The organism is Jejuibacter sp. L23 (assembly GCF_050815825.1).
In the GTDB taxonomy this organism is placed as follows: Bacteria; Pseudomonadota; Gammaproteobacteria; order Enterobacterales; family Enterobacteriaceae; genus Jejubacter; species Jejubacter calystegiae.
Map to the genome: position 1 here is coordinate 3,193,111 of NZ_CP138199.1, position 22,849 is coordinate 3,215,959.

Annotated in this window: 22 protein-coding genes; 8 read left to right on the forward strand and 14 right to left on the reverse strand. The window is 57.9% G+C overall.

The window, feature by feature from the left end:
* Window positions 1-103: 103 nt before the first annotated feature.
* From SCU88_RS15210 to yobA, 3 genes are read right to left on the reverse strand one after another with little or no spacing between them, the layout of a single operon-like run.
* A complete protein-coding gene (locus SCU88_RS15210) occupies window positions 104-445 on the reverse strand; it encodes a YebY family protein (RefSeq protein ID WP_138097975.1) in 342 nt (113 codons plus the stop codon).
* A gap of 21 nt (window positions 446-466) precedes the next feature.
* Complete coding sequence (gene copD / locus SCU88_RS15215; protein WP_175341621.1) at window positions 467-1,342, reverse strand: copper homeostasis membrane protein CopD; 876 nt, start codon at window positions 1,340-1,342, stop codon at window positions 467-469.
* A 1-nt stretch (window position 1,343) separates the two neighbouring features.
* Window positions 1,344-1,712 carry a CopC domain-containing protein YobA gene (gene yobA / locus SCU88_RS15220; RefSeq protein ID WP_138097977.1) on the reverse strand — a complete coding sequence of 123 codons (369 nt, stop codon included), beginning with the start codon at window positions 1,710-1,712 and terminating at the stop codon, window positions 1,344-1,346.
* 149 nt (window positions 1,713-1,861) lie between these two features.
* On the opposite strand from yobA, the gene SCU88_RS15225 reads away from it, so the two are divergent.
* The 3 genes from SCU88_RS15225 (at window position 1,862) to exoX (ending at window position 3,644) form a co-directional block, all read left to right on the forward strand.
* Complete coding sequence (locus tag SCU88_RS15225) at window positions 1,862-2,092, forward strand: DNA polymerase III subunit theta (RefSeq protein WP_138097978.1); 231 nt, start codon at window positions 1,862-1,864, stop codon at window positions 2,090-2,092.
* A 126-nt stretch (window positions 2,093-2,218) separates the two neighbouring features.
* The gene (locus tag SCU88_RS15230; protein WP_138097979.1) at window positions 2,219-2,956 is read left to right on the forward strand and encodes a carbon-nitrogen hydrolase family protein; all 738 of its coding nucleotides are present in this window, start codon (window positions 2,219-2,221) and stop codon (window positions 2,954-2,956) included.
* A gap of 25 nt (window positions 2,957-2,981) precedes the next feature.
* Window positions 2,982-3,644, forward strand: a complete 663-nt coding sequence (exoX, locus tag SCU88_RS15235; RefSeq protein ID WP_175341622.1) for an exodeoxyribonuclease X — start codon at window positions 2,982-2,984, stop codon at window positions 3,642-3,644.
* Between the two features lie 2 nt (window positions 3,645-3,646).
* Here the strand turns inward: exoX and SCU88_RS15240 are convergent, their stop codons facing one another.
* The 3 genes from SCU88_RS15240 to SCU88_RS15250 form a co-directional block, all read right to left on the reverse strand.
* Entirely contained in the window at window positions 3,647-5,704 is a 2,058-nt protein-coding gene (locus tag SCU88_RS15240; protein ID WP_175341623.1) for a prolyl oligopeptidase family serine peptidase, read from the reverse strand.
* Between the two features lie 125 nt (window positions 5,705-5,829).
* Window positions 5,830-6,513 (reverse strand): DUF533 domain-containing protein, encoded by a 684-nt coding sequence (locus SCU88_RS15245; protein WP_175341624.1) that lies wholly within the window; start codon window positions 6,511-6,513, stop codon window positions 5,830-5,832.
* A 161-nt stretch (window positions 6,514-6,674) separates the two neighbouring features.
* The gene (locus SCU88_RS15250; protein ID WP_175341625.1) at window positions 6,675-6,986 is read right to left on the reverse strand and encodes a YebG family protein; all 312 of its coding nucleotides are present in this window, start codon (window positions 6,984-6,986) and stop codon (window positions 6,675-6,677) included.
* Between the two features lie 124 nt (window positions 6,987-7,110).
* On the opposite strand from SCU88_RS15250, the gene purT reads away from it, so the two are divergent.
* A complete protein-coding gene (gene purT, locus SCU88_RS15255) occupies window positions 7,111-8,292 on the forward strand; it encodes a formate-dependent phosphoribosylglycinamide formyltransferase (RefSeq protein ID WP_175341626.1) in 1,182 nt (393 codons plus the stop codon).
* 37 nt (window positions 8,293-8,329) lie between these two features.
* Here purT and SCU88_RS15260 read toward each other — a convergent pair whose 3' ends face one another.
* From SCU88_RS15260 to zwf, 3 genes are all read right to left on the reverse strand, one after another.
* Entirely contained in the window at window positions 8,330-8,971 is a 642-nt protein-coding gene (locus tag SCU88_RS15260) for a bifunctional 4-hydroxy-2-oxoglutarate aldolase/2-dehydro-3-deoxy-phosphogluconate aldolase (RefSeq protein WP_138097985.1), read from the reverse strand.
* Between the two features lie 52 nt (window positions 8,972-9,023).
* Window positions 9,024-10,835, reverse strand: coding sequence for a phosphogluconate dehydratase (edd, locus tag SCU88_RS15265; RefSeq protein ID WP_175341627.1), 1,812 nt, complete (start codon window positions 10,833-10,835; stop codon window positions 9,024-9,026).
* A gap of 236 nt (window positions 10,836-11,071) precedes the next feature.
* Window positions 11,072-12,550, reverse strand: a complete 1,479-nt coding sequence (zwf, locus tag SCU88_RS15270; protein WP_175341628.1) for a glucose-6-phosphate dehydrogenase — start codon at window positions 12,548-12,550, stop codon at window positions 11,072-11,074.
* A 323-nt stretch (window positions 12,551-12,873) separates the two neighbouring features.
* Here zwf and SCU88_RS15275 point away from each other — a divergent pair, with 323 nt between their 5' ends.
* Window positions 12,874-13,743 carry a transcriptional regulator HexR gene (locus SCU88_RS15275; RefSeq protein WP_175341703.1) on the forward strand — a complete coding sequence of 290 codons (870 nt, stop codon included), beginning with the start codon at window positions 12,874-12,876 and terminating at the stop codon, window positions 13,741-13,743.
* Window positions 13,744-13,867: 124 nt separating this feature from the next.
* Entirely contained in the window at window positions 13,868-15,310 is a 1,443-nt protein-coding gene (gene pyk / locus SCU88_RS15280) for a pyruvate kinase (protein ID WP_138097988.1), read from the forward strand.
* Window positions 15,311-16,146: 836 nt separating this feature from the next.
* Here pyk and lpxM read toward each other — a convergent pair.
* The 3 genes from lpxM to znuA all read right to left on the reverse strand — a co-directional run bounded on the left by lpxM (window position 16,147) and on the right by znuA (window position 19,554).
* Window positions 16,147-17,145: a lauroyl-Kdo(2)-lipid IV(A) myristoyltransferase gene (lpxM, locus tag SCU88_RS15285; RefSeq protein ID WP_138097989.1), complete on the reverse strand. Its 999-nt coding sequence runs from the start codon at window positions 17,143-17,145 to the stop codon at window positions 16,147-16,149.
* Window positions 17,146-17,268: 123 nt separating this feature from the next.
* Window positions 17,269-18,594 (reverse strand): murein DD-endopeptidase MepM, encoded by a 1,326-nt coding sequence (gene mepM, locus SCU88_RS15290; RefSeq protein WP_175341629.1) that lies wholly within the window; start codon window positions 18,592-18,594, stop codon window positions 17,269-17,271.
* A 15-nt stretch (window positions 18,595-18,609) separates the two neighbouring features.
* On the reverse strand, window positions 18,610-19,554 hold the full coding sequence (gene znuA / locus SCU88_RS15295) for a zinc ABC transporter substrate-binding protein ZnuA (protein WP_175341630.1): 945 nt from the start codon (window positions 19,552-19,554) through the stop codon (window positions 18,610-18,612).
* 78 nt (window positions 19,555-19,632) lie between these two features.
* Between znuA and znuC the strand changes: the two genes are divergently transcribed.
* Window positions 19,633-20,388 carry a zinc ABC transporter ATP-binding protein ZnuC gene (gene znuC, locus SCU88_RS15300; protein WP_138097997.1) on the forward strand — a complete coding sequence of 252 codons (756 nt, stop codon included), beginning with the start codon at window positions 19,633-19,635 and terminating at the stop codon, window positions 20,386-20,388.
* On the forward strand, window positions 20,385-21,170 hold the full coding sequence (gene znuB / locus SCU88_RS15305; protein WP_138097998.1) for a zinc ABC transporter permease subunit ZnuB: 786 nt from the start codon (window positions 20,385-20,387) through the stop codon (window positions 21,168-21,170). The genes znuC and znuB overlap by 4 nt, the downstream gene beginning before the upstream one ends.
* A gap of 33 nt (window positions 21,171-21,203) precedes the next feature.
* Here znuB and ruvB read toward each other — a convergent pair whose 3' ends face one another.
* Together ruvB and ruvA are read right to left on the reverse strand one after the other, a co-directional pair.
* Window positions 21,204-22,217: a Holliday junction branch migration DNA helicase RuvB gene (gene ruvB / locus SCU88_RS15310; RefSeq protein ID WP_138097999.1), complete on the reverse strand. Its 1,014-nt coding sequence runs from the start codon at window positions 22,215-22,217 to the stop codon at window positions 21,204-21,206.
* Window positions 22,218-22,225: 8 nt separating this feature from the next.
* Window positions 22,226-22,837, reverse strand: coding sequence for a Holliday junction branch migration protein RuvA (gene ruvA / locus SCU88_RS15315; RefSeq protein ID WP_138098000.1), 612 nt, complete (start codon window positions 22,835-22,837; stop codon window positions 22,226-22,228).
* Window positions 22,838-22,849: the final 12 nt, after the last annotated feature.

Sequence of the window (22,849 nt, forward strand, 5' to 3'; positions counted from 1 at the left end):
GGCCCCCTTTTCTGGACGAAAAAAACCGGCGCTGCGACTACTCGTCTCAGTAAAAAACCGCCATACCGATACCGGTAATGGCGGTTTTTTTATGCCAGGTCAGTTAATTACACAGTTTTTGCGCCCGCTCGATAAAGGGCGCCAGACTCATCTTCTGCCCCGGATGCGCCGGGTCGTCAATCATAATGGTTTCCAGGGGCTGGCCGGTGCTTTTCCCGTCTGCGACCCGCGCTTTCGCCACATCGTTTAACGGATACTGCATCAGGGTACTGGGATTGATCACAAACAGGGCATTACCAGTGCGACAGCTCAGCATCACCTCTTCACGGTTAAACGCCCACTTATCTTTCCCTATTTCAAAACGGCTTACGGTGATCACCTTAGGTGCGGCCAACGCCGCGCCGGAGGCGGCGAGCAGCAGCAGGGTTATTGCGATTTTTTTCATCAGCACTCAAGTACCATTCAGTTAAAAAGGTTCCAGGGTGGCAAACAGGCTCACGCACAGCAGCACAGCCAGCGCCAGCGCCATTTCCACCCGGGTCAGTATAATAAAACGCTGCTGCGCCACGCCCGCGCTTTGCGCAAAACGCGGCACCAGCAGGTAACGATTAACCAGCGCGATCGCCACCATGACGCTTGCCAACCCCATTTTAAGCAATAGCAGCCGAACGTAGTCGCCCTGCCACGACCAGTGCCAGCCCAGTATCGCCAGGCTGTTGATGGCGCCGGTGGCAATGACCAGCGCCACCGCCAGGTGGCCATAGCGCGAAAAGCGCATCATGGCCGCAATCGCCGACTTGCGCCAGCGCGGCTTTGTCGCCATCCGCATACAGACCAGAAGCGGTACCAGTCCACCGACCCACCAGGCGGCGGCCAGCAGATGAACGGCATGGTTAGTACGATGCAGCGCCCCGGCGACACCGTCATGCATCGCCGCATGCCCGGTACCGGCCAGTAACGCCAGCTGTAAAGCCGCCAGACAGAGCAGCAACGGCGAGCGGCGCGGCGGCCTCAGCAAGGTTACTGCAACAATGATCAACGCCAGTACCATCTGCCACAGCCATACTGCGCCAAAGCGGGTGCCCGGCAGCATGCGCCAGATATCCGGGTTTAGCACATCGCTCCACCCCTGCCCCATCAATCCCCCCTGCAGCGCAAACAGCAACAGCGCGCTCAGGAGATTCAAGAGTGCGGCAGCACTCCACAAACGCGCCAGACGGCGGGTCACCACAGAGGCAAAACGGCCGGAGCTGAGCAGTACGCTACAGATGGCCGATCCCACCAGCAGCATCAGTGCCAGATCGTGACTAAAGCGCATCGCAACCGCAACCAGATGCAGCATCTTACTTCACACTAAACTGATAGCTACCCTTAGTTTTGTGGCTATCGACCGACACCACGTGCCAGTCCACCTGATAGTTGCCAGGGGACAGTTCAGCCTTGATCGGTACAATCAGTTGGCGATCGTTTCCGGACGCCAGACTGGCGGGACCAGTGGCGACCTTCTGCTGTTGGGGCCCTGTCAGGGTGACGCCGCTAAAAGCCGGCTCCACCCCTTCGGAAAAGGTCAGCGTCAGGGTGTTAGTTTGCGCCGTCGCCACGCTGTCAGCGGCGGGTTGTTGCTGTTGAAGATGGGCGTGAGCCAGTGCCAGGGAAGGCGTCAAAGAGGCAGCCAGAAACAGAGAGGCGAGTCGTTTACGGGACAGGGCCATTCCGGTCATTCCTTTTGTTTATGGATCTGGCCCAAAGAATAACTGTCGAGCCTCGTCAAATCCAGCGCGTCTGGTGCCCCATACGCGGAAAGACTTGTCATTGTGTGCGCCAGGCAGTACCTTCTGGATTCCCAAAAATGGAGACCGCGATGAACAACAATCTTGCACAGCTCCCTCAGGAGGAGATGGACAAAGTTAACGTCGATCTGGCTGCGGCAGGGGTCGCGTTTAAAGAGCGCTACAATATGCCGGTTATCGCCGAAGCCGTGGAAAGAGAACAGCCGGAACCACTGCGTGAGTGGTTTAGGGAAAGACTAATCGCCCACAGACTGGCGTCGGTTAACCTTTCCCGACTGCCTTATGAGCCGAAATCAAAATAATTTCACTCCGGTGACATTTCCTTACAGAGCCTTTGCTAAGATTTTTCTCGTATAATATGACATCTAATATCAAAGGATGAGCGACCCGTCAGGACGACGGGTTAGCAACGGAGAAAGGAAAAGACAATGCCCCCGTGGAGTGTTGCCGCCGCACAATATGCCGCCCGACCCGGCGGTGTAGAAGAGAACATTCGCCACCACCTTAATTTTATCGAACATGCCGCACGCGAGTTCGTCGATCTACTGATCTTCCCGGAAAACTCGCTGGTCTGTGCCAATGAGCAGATCGATGACGGCGCGGGGCTGGCGGCTGATTCTCCTCTGTTACAGCCGTTACAGCAGGCGGCAATGCGCCATCGGATGACTGTCGTTGTGGGTCTGCCGCATCGGGATGCTCAGGGCTTCCCCGCCGGCGCCCTGGGTTTTATGCCCGACGGCGGGCAGGTTTCCTGCCGTAAACCCCATACCGGGGCCGGGGACTGGTTTACCCCCTGCCCTGAAATGCCGGTCATCGGCAGCGGTGAATACAGTTTCGCGCTCGCGGTGGATACCCCCAGCCATGAAGAGGCGCTGCCGCGTAGCGCCGCCGGGCTGGGAGCCAGCCTCTATGCCACTGGCGGTTTTGTCTCCGAAGCTAGCTGGCAGCACGATGTCATGTACCTTCAGCGCTGGGCTCATAAATACGGCATGGCAGTGCTGATGGCGAATAAAATCGAGCCGCTTAATGGCGGATATAGCCCGGGTCGCAGCGCCTTCTGGGATGAACGCGGACAGTTGGTCGTGCGCGCAGAGCAGCAGGAGCTGCTGGTGATAGGCCGACGCGCGCCTCAGGGTTGGCAGGGGGAAGTGGTTCCTGTACGCTAACGCTATTCAGCTGGCGGAGAGACTGATGCTACGCGTTATTGATACAGAAACCTGCGACCTGCACGGCGGCGTGGTCGAGGTGGCCTCCATCGATATCATCGACGGAAAAATGGTCAACCCCATGAGCAATCTGGTACGCCCCGAGAGACCCATCAGCCCCCAGGCGATGGCCATTCACCACATTACCGAAGCGATGGTCGCCGACCAGCCCTGGATTGAAGAGGTAATTCCCCGCTATCAGGGCAGCCCCTGGTATGTCGCCCACAATGCCAGCTTCGATCAGCGGGTATTGCCGGAAATGTCCGGCGAATGGATTTGTACCATGCGCCTTGCCCGCCACCTGTGGCCCGGTATCCGTTATAGCAATATGGGTCTGTACAAATCCCTGAAGCTGCACGTGGAAACACCCCCCGATCTCCATCATCACCGCGCCCTGTATGACTGCTATATCACCGCGGCCCTGCTGCTGCGTATTATGGAAGAGAGCAGTTGGACGCCGGAGCAGATGGTCACCATCACTGGCCGCCCCACGCTGCTGGAAAGCCTGCCGTTCGGTAAATATCGCGGCCAGCCTTTTGCTGATATCGCCGAGCGCGATCCCGGCTATCTGCGCTGGATGGCGGGCAATCTTAAACAGATGTCTCCGGCCCTGCGCCTGACCCTGCGCCACTGGCTTGATGAAGCCTGATATTACAGCATCCGCCCCGGTAGGGTCTCCTGAGCCAGGGCGATCATAAAGGCATACTCCAGGGCCACCCCTTCCCAGGATTTATAGCGTCCCGATTTGCCGCCGTGCCCGGAATCCATATCGGTACACAGCAGCAGCAAGGTGTCGTCACGCTTCATTTCCCGTAGTTTCGCCACCCATTTGGCCGGCTCCCAGTACTGAACCTGAGAATCGTGCAGCCCTGTCGTCACCAGCATATGGGGGTAAGGCTGGGGCGCCAGGTTGTCGTAGGGACTGTAGGCCTTGATATAGCGGTAATAGTCCGCCTCCTGCGGATTGCCCCACTCTTCAAATTCACCGGTGGTTAATGGGATCGACGTGTCGAGCATGGTGGTCAGCACATCCACAAAGGGCACCTGCGCCACCACGCCGAGAAACAGTTCAGGACGCATATTAATCACCGCCCCCATCAGCAGCCCGCCAGCGCTGCCCCCCATGGCGAAGAGCTTCTGCGGATCGCCATAGCCCTTCGCCAGCAGGGCATCGCACACATCCAGATAGTCGGTAAAGCTGTTCATCTTATTCAGCAGTTTTCCGTCGTCATACCACTGCTGGCCCAGCTCCCCGCCGCCGCGCACGTGAGCAATGGCGCATACGAAACCGCGCTCCAGCAGACTCAGGCGACTGGTGCTGAAATCTGCATCAATACTGCTGCCGTATGCGCCATAGCCGTAAACCAGCAGCGGATTATGGCCACGCCGGAAATGGCGCCGGTGATAAACCAGGGATACCGGAACCTCCGTTCCATCACGGGCCGCTATCCACAGATGCTCGCTGCGGTAGTCGTCGGCATCGAAACCGGGCACCGGCGTCTGCTTAAGTATCCGCCGCTCGCCGCTATCCATATTCAGTTCAAACAGGGTATCCGGCGTGGTCATCGAGGAGTAGCCATAGCGCAGCCAGGCCGTCTCTGGCTCCGGATTCAGGGCTATCCAGGTCACATAGGCCGGATCGTCAAAGGCAATGCCTGTCTCCTCACCGCTCTGGCGGTGGATACGGCGCAGGCTGGTCAGACCGCGCTGACGTTCTTCCACCACCAGCCAGTCGCGAAACAGGGTAAAGCCTTCCAGCATGACCACATCCCGGGCCGGAATCACGGTCTGCCAGCCGGACTCATCCCCCGTTGCGGCACGCCACAGGCCAAAATTTTTCCCGGCCCGGTTCGATCGCACCCAGAATTCATCCTGGTAGTGATCCAGGGTGTATTCATGGTGACGGCGCCGCGCCAGGAAACATTCAGGACGGGGACATTCAGCATTAGCGTCCAGCAGCCATACCTCGCTGGTGGTGGCGCTGCTGAGATCAATCAGCACGTATTTTTGCGATGAACTCTTATGTACGCCGACGTAGAAGGCTTCGTTCGGCTCTTCGAAGATCAGCTCATCATCCCGGGACGGACTGCCGACAGTGTGGCGCCACACCTGCCAGGGATGCAGGGTCTTCGGATGTTTGCGGACATAGTAGAGGGTGCGCGAATCATTGGCCCAGACAAAGTCCGGCGAGGCATTGTCCAGCACTTCCGGGTACCAGTTACCGCTCTGCAAATTACGCAGCCGCAGGCTGTACTGGCGACGCGACAGATAATCCTCCGCTATCGCCATCACCTGATTATCTGGGGCCACATTCATGCCCCCCAGGGTGTAAAACTCGCTGTGGGCGGCGCGTTCATTGGCATCCAGCAGGATCTGCCAGGGTTCCTGCTCCCCGGATTCCACCGGCTGGCGCTGCCAGCAGGCATACTCATTCCCCTGTTGGTAAATATAGCGATAACGGTAGCCGTTCTTCACCCAGGGCGCCGAAGCGTCATGCTCCGGCACTCGCCCGACCATCTCTTTGAGCAATCGGTCCTGAAGCGCGCGCTGGGAAGCCATAATCCGGCGGCCATACTCATTCTCCTGGCGTAAATAGCCAAGCACCTCGGGAGCGCTCCTGTCGTCGTCGCGTAGCCAGTAGTAGTGATCAATACGGGTGTCGCCATGAACGGTGATGGCGTGCGGCACTCTTTTTGCTTTTGGGGGCATGGTTATTCTTCTTGTTTCCGGATAATGCACACCTGTAAGGGTGTGCATTATCTGCCCTTCTTGCAAGTTATACCGATTATCCTTCAGCAGCTGGAAGGATTTGGCCTTTGGCGGGGAGGGAAAGATTATTCAGGAAGCTGGCGCTTCTGAGCCTGGATATCCTGCTCGATGCCGTCGCGCACGTCCTGGGGGATCTGTAGCGCATCACCCAGCGCATTGAGGTAACTGCGCTCCATAAAGTGGTCGATGTCGATGGCAGCACAGCTCAGAAAATAGAGTTCCAGCGCCTCTTCTTCATTGCGAACCCCCTGAGCCAGACGTTGAGGATCCAAAGGCTGTTCAATGGCGCGCTGCACCAGAGCGCGCCCTTCCTGTTCAATGCCCGCCTCCTGAAGCTGCTGCTCAATGACCTGACGCTCTTGATCATCGATATGTCCGTCACTTTTAGCGGCAAAGACCAGCGCCAGTACCAGACGTTCCGCGCGCTCATCCAGCGGCGATGCCTGATTCGCCAGCGCAGGCTGTACCGGCTGCGCCTGCTGCTGCGGCTGCTGGGTTTCGCTCATACGTTGCTTGTACTTGTTCCACAGCACGCTGCCAGCCACGGCGCCACCACCAACCAGTAACGCGCTGCCGCCGTATTTGGTCAATAGCTTGCGCGACGATTTGCTGGCCACCAGCAGCCCCGCCAGACCGCCCAGCGCGCCCGGTACCAGTAACTTACTTAATCCCTGCTCCTGCTTGCCTGCACTTCCCTGCTGCCCACTCTGGCCCAGCATTGACTGCAGTTGATTTAACCAGTTAGCCATGCAAATACCCCTGTAATGATCTATTCATGCACTTTGCAGGGTAAGTGACTCAGTGTCAGGAAGTGTCGGGAAACGCAAAAAAAGCAAAATGGCCCTAAAGGGCCGTCAGGTTGATGACAAAGAGGGAAAAACGTGGTTTTTCCCTCTTTGTGGTTAAAGGCTCAGGCCGCTTTGTGCTTCGCGCGCGCTTTGGGCGCCGCCTTCTCTTCCTGCTCTGGTGTTGTCACAGCCTTTGGCTGGGGCCGCTTGCCGGTCTTAATCAGGGTGGAGAGCGTCTCTTTATGCTCCGCCAGCCACAGACCTAATGCCTCGCGCTGAGATTCGTCCAGCTCCACTGGTCCCTCTTCCAGCCACTCTTCGAACGACTCCGCCAGATCTAACATTTTATCCCAGGAGTCTGCCTCCTTTTTGCTGGCAAAAGACATCTTTTCCTCACCTTTGCGTACAACAACATATTTAGTTTCAACCGCCATCGGTTTTACTCCGGGTATACTGGATTTTTAATCAGTATACCAGACCCGGCGTTTTGGCTAAACTACGTCGCCGACGCAAACGTTTTCGTAGCTGTTGTTGTATTTTTTGACCGGGGAAATCACTATGTCTGTACTGGGAACCGCACTGCGCCCTTCCGCCACGCGCGTGATGCTGCTGGGCGCCGGAGAGCTGGGAAAAGAGGTGGCCATTGAGTGCCAGCGTCTCGGGTTGGAGGTCATCGCCGTCGATCGCTATGCCGACGCCCCCGCCATGCACGTAGCACACCGCAGCCACGTCGTGAATATGCTGGATGCAGAGCAAATTAAGGCCCTGGTGGCCAAAGAGCGCCCGGACTACATTGTGCCGGAGATCGAAGCCATCGCCACCGACGCGCTGATAGCGCTGGAAAGCGCAGGCACGCATGTGGTGCCCTGCGCCCGCGCCACGCAGCTCACAATGAACCGGGAAGGTATTCGCCGTCTGGCGGCCGAAACGCTGGCGCTCCCAACCTCCAGCTACCGCTTCGCCGACGACCTGGCAGGTTTCCGTCAGGCGGTTGAAGAGATCGGCCTGCCCTGCATCATTAAGCCGGTGATGAGCTCATCCGGTAAGGGACAAAGCCTGATCCGCAGCGCCGGACAGATTGAACAGGCCTGGCACTACGCCCAACAGGGCGGCCGCGCGGGTAAAGGTCGGGTTATCGTTGAAGGGGTGGTTAACTTCGACTTCGAGATTACCCTGCTGACCATCAGCGCCGTAGATGGCCTGCACTTTTGCGACCCCATCGGCCATCGTCAGCAGGACGGCGACTACCGCGAATCCTGGCAGCCCCAGCGGATGAGCGACCGGGCGCTGGCGCAGGCCCGTGACGTGGCGGGCAAGGTGGTTACCGCCCTGGGCGGCCACGGCCTGTTTGGCGTGGAGCTGTTCGTCTGCGGCGATGAGGTCATATTCAGCGAAGTCTCGCCGCGTCCCCACGATACCGGCATGGTCACCCTGCTCTCTCAGGATCTGTCAGAATTCGCGCTGCACGTGCGCGCATTCCTCGGCCTGCCAATAGGCGCGATTCGTCAATACGGACCGGCGGCCTCTGCGGTTATTTTACCGGAGCTAACCAGCCAGGATCTGCGTTTCAACGGCGTGGAAAACGCCTGTGGCGCCGGGTTACAGCTACGCCTGTTCGGCAAACCGGAAATCGCGGGAACCCGCCGTCTTGGCGTGGTACTGACGACCGGAGAATCCACGGAAGATGCCGTCAGTCGGGCCAGAGCGGCCGCGGACGCGGTAGTGGTTCAGGGGGAATAAATTAAGCGGCCCTCTCCGAACGGAGAGGGCCGGAAGATTACTGCTTCGCGCCTTCCACAGCTTCACGCGCAATCTGGGTGATGCGTGCGTAGTCGCCAGACTCCAGGGCATCGCCCGGTACCAGCCACGAACCGCCGATGCACAGCACGCTCGGCAGCGCCAGGTAGTCGCGATAGTTAGCCGGAGAGATACCGCCAGTCGGGCAGAAACGCACCTGGGAGAACGGACCTGCGATAGCCTGCAGCGCCTTCACGCCGCCGTTCGCTTCGGCCGGAAAGAATTTAAACTCACGCAGACCGTAGTCCATGCCCAGCATCAGTTCGGAAACGGTGCTAATGCCCGGGATCAGCGGGATGGACCCTTCGGTCGCCGCTTTCAGCAGCGGCTCGGTCAGACCCGGGCTGATGGCGAACTGCGCACCCGCCTCGGTCACTTCGGCCAGCTGCTGCGGGTTGATAACGGTGCCCGCCCCCACGATGGCTTCCGGAACTTCCTTCGCAATCAGACGGATCGCTTCCATCGCACACTCGGTACGCAGAGTCACTTCCAGAACGCGAACGCCACCGGCGACCAGCGCTTTGGCCATCGGTACCGCATGCTCCAGTTTTTTGACAACGATGACCGGTACTACCGGACCGCTCTTCAGGATCTGTTCCGCACTCGTTTTCCAGTTATTCATCAGAAAATCTCTCCCGTGAAGGTTAATCTGTCTTCCCCGCAATGCGCGGGATTTAAAAGGTAATACAGGTGGCTCCCTGCTCTGCGCCGGACAGTTTTTCACGCAGCGCGCCAAACAGTTCGCGCCCGGTACCAACGCGCATGGCGCTAAGATCCGGATGTTCAGGGGTGCGCTCAGCCAGTTCGCTATCATCCACCAGCAGCATCAGCTCGCCGGTCTGGCCGTTGACCCGAATCATGTCGCCTTCGCGGACCTTCGCCAGCAGCCCGCCGTCGTATGCTTCCGGCGTGACATGGATAGCGGAAGGAACCTTACCCGAGGCGCCAGACAGGCGTCCGTCGGTCACCAGCGCAATTTTGAAACCGCGGTCCAATAATACACCAAGTGGCGGCATGAGTTTATGTAATTCTGGCATTCCGTTCGCTTTCGGCCCCTGATGACGCACCACCACCACGCAGTCGCGATCCAGTTTGCCAGCTTCGAAAGCCGGTACCACATCGTGCTGACTCTCGAAAATCACCGCCGGAGCTTCAATCACCTGATTATCCAGCGGTACCGCAGAGGTCTTCATTACGGCACGGCCCAGGTTACCGCTCAGCACTTTGGTACCGCCGTGATGGGAGAAGGGTTGATCAAAGGTGGCGATAACCTCCGGATCCAACGAGTTTTCAGCCCCTTCACGCCAGTCCAGCTTACCGTTATTCAGCCACGGCTCCATGGTGTAGTGGTTCAGACCGCGACCTGCCACGGTGTTGACATCTTCATGCAGCAGACCGCCTTTCAGCAGTTCGCGCATCAGTACCGGTACCCCGCCCGCAGCCTGGAAGTGGTTGATATCCGCCGGGCCGTTAGGGTAAAGACGTGCCAGCAGCGGAACCACATCGGAAAGCTCAGAGAAATCGTCCCAGTTAATGATTATGCCGGCGGCGCGCGCCATGGCCACCAGGTGCATGGTGTGATTGGTGGATCCGCCGGTCGCCAGCAAAGCCACCATGCCGTTGACCACCACCTTTTCATCAATCATTTTACCCAGCGGCATCCAGTCGTTGCCGTTGCCGGTCATACGCGTCACCTGCTGAGCCGCCGCTGCGGTCAGCGCGTCGCGCAGCGGCGCGTCCGGCTGAATAAAGGAAGAGCCCGGCAGTTGCATCCCCATAAACTCCACCACCATCTGGTTGGTGTTGGCGGTGCCGTAGAAGGTACAGGTGCCAGGCGCGTGATAGGAGGCGGCCTCGGCATCCAGCAGCGCTGCACGATCTGCTTTACCTTCGGCATACAGCTGACGGATACGGACCTTCTCTTTATTTGGCAAACCACTGGCCATAGGGCCGGAGGGGATGAATACCGACGGCAGATGACCGAAGGAGAGCGCGGCCATGGTCAGACCGGGGACGATTTTATCGCAGACTCCCAGGAACAGCGCGCCATCGAACATATTGTGGGACAGCCCAACGGCCGCGGACATGGCGATCACTTCACGGCTCAGCAGCGACAGCTCCATGCCGTCCTGCCCCTGAGTCACGCCATCGCACATTGCCGGAACGCCACCGGCCACCTGCCCTACCGCACCCACTTCATGCAGCGCCTGACGAATTTTATTCGGGTAGTTCTCATAGGGCTGATGTGCGGACAGCATGTCGTTGTAGGCGGTGATAATGGCGATATCGTTGTGCAGCATGCTTTTCAGAGAAGCTTTATCCCCCGGCTGGCAAGCCGCGAAACCATGTGCCAGGTTACCGCAGGCTAGCTGGGAGCGACGGACGGTGTTGCTCTTCGCTTGTTCAATGCGGGCCAGGTAGGCTTCCCGGGTCGGGCGCGAACGCTCGATGATGCGATTTGTTACGCGTAACATTGTCGGGTTCATAAAGGGTCCTCATTATCTGTGTCGCCGTCAGGCGGCTGGTACGGAGTATAAGAAACAGTGGTGACGCTTACTTATCTCTTCTCTCCCGCACCACCAGTGGCAAAATCGCTTCAGCTAGTGTAATGAAAAAAGCCCCGTCGGTGAATCCGGACGGGGCTTTAAAACAAAAAAATTTTCAACTCTGCTGAGTCAGATCATGTTACCGGTAAAATAACCCTATGACACGATCGTGATAATCAGGACTCGAACTCATTCCAGGAGCGGCCATCGCGGGTGATCATCGCCACCGAGGCCACTGGCCCCCATGTGCCCGCCTGATACGGTTTGGGCGCATCGTTGTCCGCCGCCCAGGCTTCGGTAATGGAATCCACCCATTTCCATGCCTCTTCCACTTCATCGCGACGTACGAACAGCGCCTGAATGCCGCGCATGGTCTCCAGCAGCAGCCTTTCATAGGCATCCGCCAGATGGGTCTGGTTGAAGGTTTCGGAATAGCTCAGATCCAGCTTGGTGGTCTGAAGATTGTGCTTATGATCCAGCCCCGGCACCTTATTCAGAACCTGGATATCCACCCCTTCATCCGGTTGCAGGCGAATGGTCAGCTTATTCTGAGGCAGTTCCTGCCAGGACTCCTTAAACAGGTTCAGGGCCGGGTTCTTGAAGTAGACCACCACTTCCGAACACTTGGTCGGCAGACGCTTACCGGTACGCAGATAGAACGGCACGCCGGACCAGCGCCAGTTATCAATATCTACCCGAATGGCGACGAAGGTTTCGGTATTGCTGCTCTTATTCGCCCCCTCTTCGTCCAGATACCCCGGCACTTTTTTACCCTGAGCAAAGCCCGAGGTGTACTGGCCGCGTACCGTTTTATCGCGAACGTTGGTGCGATCGATGCGACGCAGGGACTGCAGAACCTTCACCTTCTCGTTACGGATATGGTCGGCGGTCAGATCGGCGGGCGGCGACATGGCGATCATGCACAGAATCTGCAGCAGGTGGTTCTGCACCATATCGCGCATCTGGCCCGCCTGATCAAAGTAGCCCCAGCGACCTTCGATGCCCACCTCTTCGGCTACGGTAATCTCCACGTGATCGATGGTGCGATTATCCCAGTTATTGACGAACAGGGAGTTGGCGAAACGCAGCGCCAGCAGGTTGAGCACCGTCTCTTTACCCAGATAGTGGTCGATGCGGTACACCTGACACTCTTCGAAGAACTCACCCACCTGGTCATTAATTTCACGGGAAGTCGCCAGTGAAGTGCCGAGCGGCTTTTCCATCACCACGCGAGCCGGTTTGGCGTTCAGCTTCGCGGCGCCCAGCCCCTGACAGATGGCGCCGAAAGTGCTGGGCGGCATGGCGAAATAGTTAATGGTGACCCGATTCTTCTGATCGAGCATTTTCCCCAGTCGGGTGAAACCTTTCTGGTCGTTGACATCCAGATTACAGAAGTCCAGGCGACCGCTCAGGGTCTGCCACAGCGCCTCATCAATCGGCTCTTTCATAAAGGTTTCGAGCGCTTCACGAACCACGCCGGTATAGAACTCTTTATCCCAGTCCGCGCGCCCCACCCCCAGAATACGCGTATCGGGATGAATCTGGCCCGCCTTTTCCAACTGATACAGGGAAGGCAGCAGTTTACGGCGCGCAAGATCGCCTTTTGCGCCGAAAATGACCAGGTCGCATGCCTGGGCTGTTTGCGTTACCGCCATGTCTTTCTCCTCGTTTCGGCTGGCCCGGCTTATGCCAGACCGCTTGTAATTTTATTACAATGCACTGTACTTCATTTTGTTAGTGAGGCGAATACACCCAGTGCCATTTGCCATAGAAATCGCCAGCTGTCGCTATCGTAAAGCGCTATCCGGCCTGTTGCCAGCAGAGGACCAAAACCCGACTACGATCAAGTAATGAAAAAAAACAACAGCTTTGGTCTTTTCGATACCCGCAGATGCCCCCGAAAAGGGTATTCTGGGCGGAGTAACTGACGATGACGCCCGAAGTGGCATCGCAACGAGCTGTGAGTGCCTCATTCATTATGAATATGCTGGAAACTATCCGGATTCAGCGGGACAAGCTGAGTAAGTCCGAACGCAAAGTCGCCGACGCCATTTTACAGGCGCCGCAGCGCGCCATCCATTCGAGTATCGCGGCGCTTGCCGCCTGCGCCGGGGTGAGCGAACCCACCGTCAACCGCTTCTGCCGCCGTATGGAAACCCGGGGCTTCCCCGATTTCAAACTCCATCTGGCCCAGAGCCTGGCCAGCGGTACTCCCTGGGTCAGCCGCAGCGTAGATGAAAATGATAGCGTCGAGTCCTACACCAATAAAATTTTTGAGTCAGCAATGGCCAGTCTGGATCAGGTGCGCCAGACTCTGGATATGCAGACCATCAACCGCGCCGTAGACTGGCTAAGCCAGGCGCGACGCATCACCTTCTTCGGGCTTGGCGCCTCCGCCGTCGTGGCTCACGATGCCATGAACAAGTTCCTGCGCTTCAATGTGCCGGTTTTCTATTCCGACGATATCGTGGTGCAGCGTATGAACTGCATCAACGGCGGCAGTGGCGACGTACTGGTGTTGATCTCCCACACCGGTCGGACCCGGCAGATGGTCGAACTGGCCAGTCTGGCGCGCGACAACGATATGATGGTGATAGCCATTACCAGCCCCGACTCGCCGCTGGCAGAGGAAGCCGGTCTTAGCCTACTGCTGGAGGTACCGGAAGATACCGATATCTATATCCCCATGGTATCTCGTCTGGCGCAGCTCACGCTGCTCGATGCGCTGGCCACCGGCTTTACCCTGCGCCGCGGCGCGAAATTCAGAGAGAACTTGAAGCGGGTCAAGGAAGCCCTGCGCGAATCGCGCTTTGATAAGGGACTGTTTCTGCCGGATAACACAGAGTAATTTGTTAATTTTTTATAACAAAGATGTAACTTAGCAGGCTGTTCGGTTAGGTTAAGAGTAGAAAGTCCGAACAACCGAATTCTATTCAAGCAACACCGAGTTGTTTCAGTCAACGGAGTAATACATGTCCAGACGGCTACGCAGAACCAAAATCGTAACCACCTTAGGCCCGGCCACTGACCGCGACAATAACCTGGAGAAGGTTATCGCCGCTGGCGCCAATGTGGTGCGCATGAACTTTTCACACGGCAGCGCGGAAGATCACCTGCTGCGCGCCAATAAGGTCCGCGAAATCGCGGCGCGGCTGGGACGTCATGTCGCCATCCTGGGCGATCTCCAGGGGCCGAAAATCCGTGTTTCCACCTTTAAAGAGGGCAAAGTCTTCCTCAACATCGGTGACAAATTTCTGCTCGATGCCGGCCTGGGCAAAGGCGAAGGCGATCGGGAAAAAGTCGGCATCGACTATAAAGGGCTGCCCGCGGATGTGGTGCCTGGCGATATCCTGCTGCTCGACGACGGTCGCGTGCAGCTGAAGGTGCTGGAAGTTCAGGGGATGAAAGTGTTTACCGAAGTCACCGTCGGTGGACCGCTCTCCAATAACAAAGGCATCAACAAGCTGGGCGGCGGCCTGTCGGCCGAAGCGCTGACCGAAAAAGACAAAGCCGATATCCTGACCGCAGCGAAAATTGGGGTGGATTATCTGGCGGTCTCCTTTCCGCGCTGCGGCGAGGATCTGAACTATGCCCGCCGTCTGGCGCGTGATGCTGGCTGCGACGCCCACATTGTCGCTAAGGTCGAACGTGCGGAGGCCGTAGCCAGCGAAGAGGCAATGGACGATATTATTCGCGCCTCCGACGCTGTGATGGTCGCGCGCGGCGATCTTGGCGTGGAGATCGGCGATCCGGAGCTGGTCGGCATCCAAAAAACCCTGATTCGCCGTGCCCGTCGGCTGAATCGTGCCGTCATTACCGCGACCCAGATGATGGAGTCGATGATCACCAACCCGATGCCAACTCGCGCCGAGGTCATGGACGTGGCGAACGCCGTGCTGGACGGCACCGACGCTGTCATGCTCTCGGCAGAGACCGCTGCGGGTCAATACCCGGCAGAGACGGTCGCAGCCATGGCCCGGGTCTGTATTGGCGCCGAAAAAATCCCCAGCGTCAATGTATCCAAACACCGCCTGGACGTGCAGTTCGAAAATGTGGAAGAGGCTATCGCTATGTCGGCCATGTACGCGGCTAACCACACCACCGGTGTGACCGCGATCATCGCCATGACCGAATCCGGCCGCACTGCACGCATGACCTCGCGCATCAGCTCTGGCCTGCCAATCTTCGCGATGTCGCGCCATGAGCGCACCCTGGATCTGACCTCCCTGTACCGCGGCGTAACGCCGGTACACTGCGACACCCATACCGACGGCGTAGCCGCCGCCCACGATGCGGTGAACCTGCTACGCGATAAGGGCTATCTGGTCCCTGGCGATCGGGTTATCGTCACCCAGGGTGACGTGATGGGCACCGTAGGCACCACCAATACCGTGCGTATTCTGACCGTCGAATAATCGGCCTTCGGAAATGAAAAAGCCCACAGACGACGCTGTGGGCTTTTTTATGGTTCATCGCGGATTATCGTGAAGTGTTCGAACGCGAAAGCTGAAAACCGGCAGAATATGATGATGTGGTGGGCTGTTCCGTTCACGTTGAGTCACTGCTTCTCTGTTGCTTCACAGCCGGTGAACGGGCCAGGGGGCTCAATCGCCGCCGCCCTGGCAACCCGGGCTCCCCGGCGGTAAAGAACGCCCTGCGGGTCCCCTGCGCTAATTCCCGACGGGTTTTACCGGGACGGGCGTGAGCCGGCGTCCCTGCCGGCCACGCCCTGGGCCGACATCCCTGTCGGCCCCCCTGACCCGTCGTGAACGCTTCGGCGTTTTTTAAGCCGGGACATAACACCCTCATCGCTTCAGTCTGTTTTTTCAAATCATACCTGCGACTGTGCTTTTCTGATTAATTCAGGCTGAAGATTAAAGGCGGTGACACGCTCCGGCCTGGAAATCGCCGGAGCGTTCACGGCCGCCAGGGTCATCCAGACAGGGATGTCTGGCTAAGGGCGTGCGGCACAGGGACGTGCCGTCACGCCCGACCCGTCCGGCGGACGGGAATTAGCGCAGGGGACCGCGTCAGCGGCGATTTCCATTGCCGGGAGCCGGGGGTCGTCAGGGGGACTGGCGTTTGAAGTCCCCCTGACACGTTCACCGGCTCCCGAACTGACATATGAAAAAATAACCTTAAGGTGAACGGAACCTTCTCCTGCCTGGCATATTCATCCACAAAATGGCCTGACCACCTGTAACTCCAGTTTCACGCTAATATGCGATGAACCTTTTTTATGACTAAATGATCAGGGCTTCTTCCTGTCCTTCGGCCACAGATCCTTGCGCTTATAGGGCTGAATCTCCCCTTCCTTACGGGTCTTCAACAGCTTCAGAATCCAGGTGTACTGCTCGGGATGAGGCCCCACAAAGATCTCCACCTCTTCATTCATACGCCGGGCGATGGTGTGATCGTCCGCCTCGCGCAGATCGTCCATCGGCGGACGGATATAGATATCCAGCCGATGAGTGTCGCCGTTATAAACCGGAAACAGCGGCACAACCCGTGCCCGACACACTTTCATCAGGCGGCCAATCGCCGGCAGCGTCGCCTTATAGGTCGCGAAGAAATCCACGAATTCGCTGTGTTCACGGCCGTGATCCTGGTCCGGAAGATAGTAGCCCCAGTACCCCTGACGCACCGAGCTGATAAAAGGCTTGATGCCATCGTTACGGGCGTGCATACGGCCACCAAAACGGCGGCGTATCCGGTTCCACAGATAATCGAACAGCTGATTGCCCTGGTTATGGAACATCGCCGCCATCAACTGGCCGCTTGCCGCCATCAGCATCGCCGGTATATCCACCGCCCAGCCGTGAGGGACCAGAAAAATCACCTTCTCGTTATTGGCCTGCAGCTCATCAATAATCTCTTTACCATGCCAGTCGACACGAGCCAGAATCTTTTGTGGATCCCGTAACCCCAGCTCCGCCATCATGGCCATCGCCTGAGGCGCGGTCGTAAACATGCCGTCGATCATGGCTTCCCGTTGCTCTTCCGGTAGCTCCGGAAAACAGTAAAGCAGATTGATGCGCGCCCGGCGCCGGGCGCTTTTCGCAAAGCGTCCGGCAATACGGCCAATATTCCCCAGCAGCGGATCGCGCAGACGCGGCGGCGTCCAGGCCAGTCCCGCAAAAGCCACCACGCCCAGCCACGAGCCCCAGTAGCGCGGATGCAAAAACGCCTTCTGGAACTGAGGAATAAACTCAATGTTCGATCTCTTTTCTGCTTTTTGTTCTTTTTCCATTCGCTTCCCGGCCGTGGCCGATTCGACTAATCATCATCGTTGCCCGCTATTTTAGCGGCGGATGGCCAACAGACAAAATAAAAAGCCGGTCATGAAGACCGGCTTTCGGATAAACAGGATAAATCAGTCGAAGCGCAACTGCGGCGTGACCTCTTTGACCTGCGCCATAAAGGTGCTGCGATCTTTACCCACCAGCCCTTCGGTACGCGGCAGTTTCGCCGTAAGCGGGTTAACGGCCTGGTTGTTGATCCACACTTCGTAGTGCAGGTGCGGCCCGGTAGAGCGCCCGGTATTCCCGGACAGAGCGATACGATCGCCACGCTTCACCTTCTGGCCCGGCTTCACCAGCAGTTTCTTAAGATGCATATAGCGGGTGGTGTAAGAGCGACCATGACGCAGAGCGGCATAATAGCCAGCCGCGCCGCTGCGCTTGGCTACCACCACTTCACCGTCGCCAACGGCCATTACCGGCGTACCCTGCGGCATGGCGAAATCCACCCCGCGGTGCGGCGCGATCCGCCCGGTAACCGGATTCACACGACGCGGATTAAAGTTTGAGGAGACGCGGAACTGACGCGTGGTCGGGAAGCGCAGGAAGCCCTTTGCCAGCCCGGAGCCGTTACGATCATAGAATTTACCGTCCTCAGCGCGAATGCTGTAGTAATCCTTGCCGCCGCTGCGCAGGCGTACGCCCACCAGTTGGCTCTGCTCGCGCTTGCCGTCGAACATTTCACGAGACATCAGCACGGCAAACTCATCACCTTTCTTGAGTTTACGGAAGTCAATCTGCCACTGCATCGATTTGATAACCGCATTGATCTCACTGCTGGTAAGACCGGCGGAGCGGGCGCTGGAGACGAAACTACCGCCCACGGTACCCTTCATCACGTTATTGACCCAATCCCCTTTCTGGGTTTCGCGCGACATTTTGAAACCATTGCCGCTGCGCTCATAGGTTCGGGTTTCGCGCCGCGAGACTTCCCAGGTCAGACTCTGGAGATTACCGTCGGCGGTCAGAGTCCAGGAGAGCTGTTGACCAATTTTCAGACCACGCAGATCCCGATCCACCTGGGCCAGGCGACTAATCTCGCCCATATCGATGCCGTACTGGTTCAGAATGCTGCTGAGGGTATCACCGGTGGAGACAACATATTCATGGAGTCCCTGATCGGAGGCAACCTTATCGTCCAGCTCATCCTGAGGAATCGCTTCTTCCTCTTGTGGCGTAGCGGTATCGATAGGTTCACTGGCTTCCGGAAGCAGAGAACGGATGTCATCCTTACCCAGCTCGATGCTTCTGACTATCGGCGAGGAGGACTCCTGGTGGTAAACATAGGGTCGCCATACGGCGACCGCTAATGTGACGACTGTCAGCGACCCCAGCATCACGCGGTGAGGTCGCGGTAGATTGTTAAATGCCAGGGCGACAGCGCGGGCTATCTGTTGCACGTATTCACTTCCTCGTTAATCCCCTTTCAGGCAGGCGGTGTACTGACCCGCAAGCCCGGTAAGAAACTGCATATAGCTCTCCTTACCGAGTTGTACGGCAGTGCCGAGAGGATCAAGCGTACCCATGCGCACCCGCGTTCCTCTGGCAACGGCTTCTATGACCGCCGGCCTGAATTGTGGCTCAGCAAAGACGCATTCCGCCTTGTGCTCAACCAACTGTGTTCTGATTTGATGTAAACGCTGCGCACCAGGTTGGATTTCAGGATTGACGGTAAAATGCCCAAGCGGCGTTAACCCATAATGTTTTTCGAAGTAGCCCCAGGCATCATGAAAAACGTAATATCCCTTACCTTTAACTGGTGACAGCTCGTTTGCTACCTGCTTATCTGTCCGGGCTAAATTTGCCTCAAAACGCTGCAGGTTGGCATCAAGTTTGTCGCGTTTTTCCGGCATAAGTTCCACTAATTTTTTATGGATTGCAACCGCTGAAAGCCGCGCTATCTCTGGGGATAACCAGATATGCAGATTGTTCTCACCATGATGGTGATCTCCGTCACGTTTTTCCGCGTGGTGGTCATCACTGCCATGGTCATGATCGTGGTCGTGCTCGCCCTTCATGAGTAACGGTTTCACTTCAGAAAGCTGAGAGAGTGCCAGGCGATTTTGTTCCGTCCTACGCGCCACAGGCTTCTGCATAAAGGCTTCCATTTCCGGGCCGACCCATACCACTAAGTCCGCGTCTTGTATACGTTTTACATCGGATGGCCGCAGTGCGTAATCGTGTTCGGAGGCGCCATCAGGCAGTAGAACCTGGGTATCGGTGACGCCATCAGCAATAGCTGAAGCGATAAACCCGAGGGGTTTTATGGAGGTCACGACATCGGCTTTCGCCACGTTGACCGCACCGAACCACAGCGCCAGCGCGCCGCTGGCGCAAAGAAGCGTCTTTTTATGTAACATAATACGAATTCTCATCTTTGATAGCGCAGGAGATGTGATATTATAACATTCGCGAACTTCTGCAATAGCTGAATTGTCATGACTAATCTTGTTTCACTGGAAAACGTCTCCGTCTCCTTCGGCGCCCGTCAGGTGCTGGCGGGGATTTCACTCGATCTGCGCCCCGGGCGCATTTTGACGCTGCTTGGCCCAAACGGCGCTGGGAAATCGACTCTGGTGCGTATCGTACTCGGCCTGATAGCAGCAGATGAGGGTACTATCAAGCGCAGCCCGACGCTGCGTATTGGCTATGTCCCGCAAAAATTACACCTGGACGCTACCCTCCCCCTGACCGTCGGGCGTTTTATGCGGCTGCGTCCCGGCGTGAAAAAACGCGATATCCTGCCTGCACTGATGCGCGTCAACGCCGCCCACCTGGCAGATGCGCCGATGCAAAAGCTCTCCGGCGGCGAAACCCAACGCGTTCTGCTGGCCCGCGCCCTGCTCAATGAGCCCCAGTTACTGGTGCTGGATGAACCCACCCAGGGGGTGGATGTCAACGGCCAACTGGCACTCTACGATCTGATTGACCAGATTCGCCACGAGCTGGATTGCGGCGTACTTATGGTCTCTCACGACCTGCATCTGGTGATGGCCAAAACCGACGAGGTACTGTGCCTGAATCACCATATCTGCTGTTCCGGCACGCCAGAGGTGGTATCAACCCATCCGGAGTTTATCTCGATGTTCGGGCCGCGCGGCGCCGAGCAGATTGGCATCTACCGCCACCATCACAACCATCGCCACGACCTCCGTGGGCACATTATCCTGCGCAAAGGCAACGATCGCTCATGATAGAACTGTTATTGCCCGGCTGGCTGGCCGGGATTCTGCTGGCCTGTGCCGCCGGTCCGCTCGGATCCTTTGTAGTATGGCGCCGAATGTCTTACTTCGGGGATACCCTCGCCCACGCCTCACTGTTAGGGGTGGCCTTTGGGCTGCTGCTCAATGTGAATCCGTTTTATGCGGTGATTGCCGTAACGCTTCTGCTGGCCCTGGGGCTGGTGTGGCTTGAAAAGCGTCCCCAACTGGCGGTGGACACGCTACTCGGCATTATGGCTCACAGTGCGCTGTCGCTTGGCCTGGTGGTGGTCAGCCTGATGTCCAACGTGCGGGTGGATCTGATGGCCTATCTGTTTGGGGATCTGCTGGCGGTAACACCTCAGGATCTGGTCGCCATCGCCATTGGCGTGGCGGTGGTGGTCGCGGTGCTGTGCTGGCAGTGGCGCAATCTGCTATCGATGACCATCAGCCAGGAGCTGGCTTTTGTGGATGGCGTGAAGCTGCAGCGCGTGAAACTGCTGTTGATGCTGGTCACCGCGCTGACCATCGGAGTGGCGATGAAGTTTGTCGGCGCGCTGATCATCACCTCACTGCTGATTATCCCCGCCGCCACGGCACGCCGCTTTGCTCGCACGCCGGAGCAAATGGCGGGGGTGGCGGTCGGCGTCGGTATGCTGGCAGTCACCATGGGAATGGCCTTCTCCGCCAGCTATGACACGCCAGCGGGGCCGTCAGTGGTGCTGGCTGCGGCGGCGCTGTTTATTCTCAGCATGCTGCGCCGCCAGCCCGTCTGAATCCCTGTCCCCCTCTCCCGAGCCGGGAGGGGGTTAATCTGAGGATGGCGGCGCAATGCCGAAGTGATTCCAGGCGCGGGGTGTGGCCATACGGCCACGCGGCGTACGCTGTAAAAAACCCTGCTGAATCAGGAATGGCTCCAGCACATCTTCAATGGTTTCCCGCTCTTCACCAATGGCCGCCGCCAGGTTATCCAGCCCCACCGGCCCGCCAAGAAACTTATCCAGCAGCGCCAGCAGCAGCTTGCGATCCATGTAGTCGAACCCTTCGGCATCAACGTTCAGCATATCCAGCGCCTGATTGGCCACCTCACCATTAATGGTGCCGTTATGGCGCACCTCGGCGAAATCACGCACCCGGCGCAGCAGCCGGTTGGCAATTCGCGGCGTACCGCGCGAGCGTCTGGCCACCTCCAGCGCCCCTTCTTCGCTCAGCTCCAGCCCCAGGCATTCGGCGCTGCGCGCCACAATGTTTTGCAGATCCGCCACCTGGTAGAATTCCAGACGCTGCACAATGCCGAAGCGATCGCGCAGCGGCGACGTCAGTGACCCTGCACGAGTGGTGGCCCCCACCAGAGTAAAGGGCGGCAAATCGATTTTGATTGAGCGTGCCGCAGGGCCTTCGCCGATCATAATATCGAGCTGGTAATCCTCCATCGCCGGATAGAGCACTTCCTCAACCACCGGCGACAAGCGGTGGATCTCGTCGATAAACAGCACATCATGGGGCTCAAGATTGGTCAGCATCGCCGCCAGGTCACCGGCCTTTTCCAGCACCGGGCCAGAGGTGGTGCGCAGATTCACGCCCATCTCGTTGGCGACGATATTCGCAAGCGTCGTTTTACCCAGTCCCGGCGGCCCAAAAATCAGCAGATGATCGAGCGCGTCGCCGCGGAGCTTCGCCGCCTGGATGAAGATCTCCATCTGGGAACTGACCTGGGGTTGCCCCACATATTCGGCCAGCATTTTCGGGCGAATCGCCCGATCGGCGGCAACCTCTTCCACCGGCAATGGGCCCGGCGATACCAGGCGGTCTGCTTCAATCATCCTCTACCTCACAGCGCCGCGCGTAGCGCTTCGCGAATTAGCGTTTCAGTATCGGTGCCGCTGGCGGCTACTTTGCTCACCATCCGGCTCGCTTCCTGAGGCTTATAGCCCAGTGCCACCAGCGCGGCAACGGCTTCCGCCTCATAGTCGTCCGTTACCGGTCCCGCAGGCGCCGTCAGTTCCAGATCGGCCGCTGGCGTAAAGAGATCGCCATGCAGTCCCTTGAAGCGGTCCTTCATCTCGACCACCAGACGTTCGGCGGTCTTTTTGCCGATACCCGGCAGTTTCACCAGCGAAGCGGGCTCTTCACGCTCCACCGCATTGACGAACTGCTGGGCCGACATACCGGAAAGGATCGCCAGCGCCAGCTTGGGCCCCACGCCGTTCACCTTAATCAGTTCCCGAAACAGCGTGCGCTCCTGCTTATTATTAAAACCGAACAGCAACTGGGCGTCTTCACGCACCACAAAGTGGGTAAACACCACCGCTTCTTTGCCCGCCTCCGGCAGTTCATAGAAGCAGGTCATCGGCATATGCACTTCATAACCCACGCCGCCCGCTTCCAGTAATACCAGCGGTGGCTGTTTCTCCAGGACAATGCCTCTGAGTCTACCTATCACATTTCGCTCCTG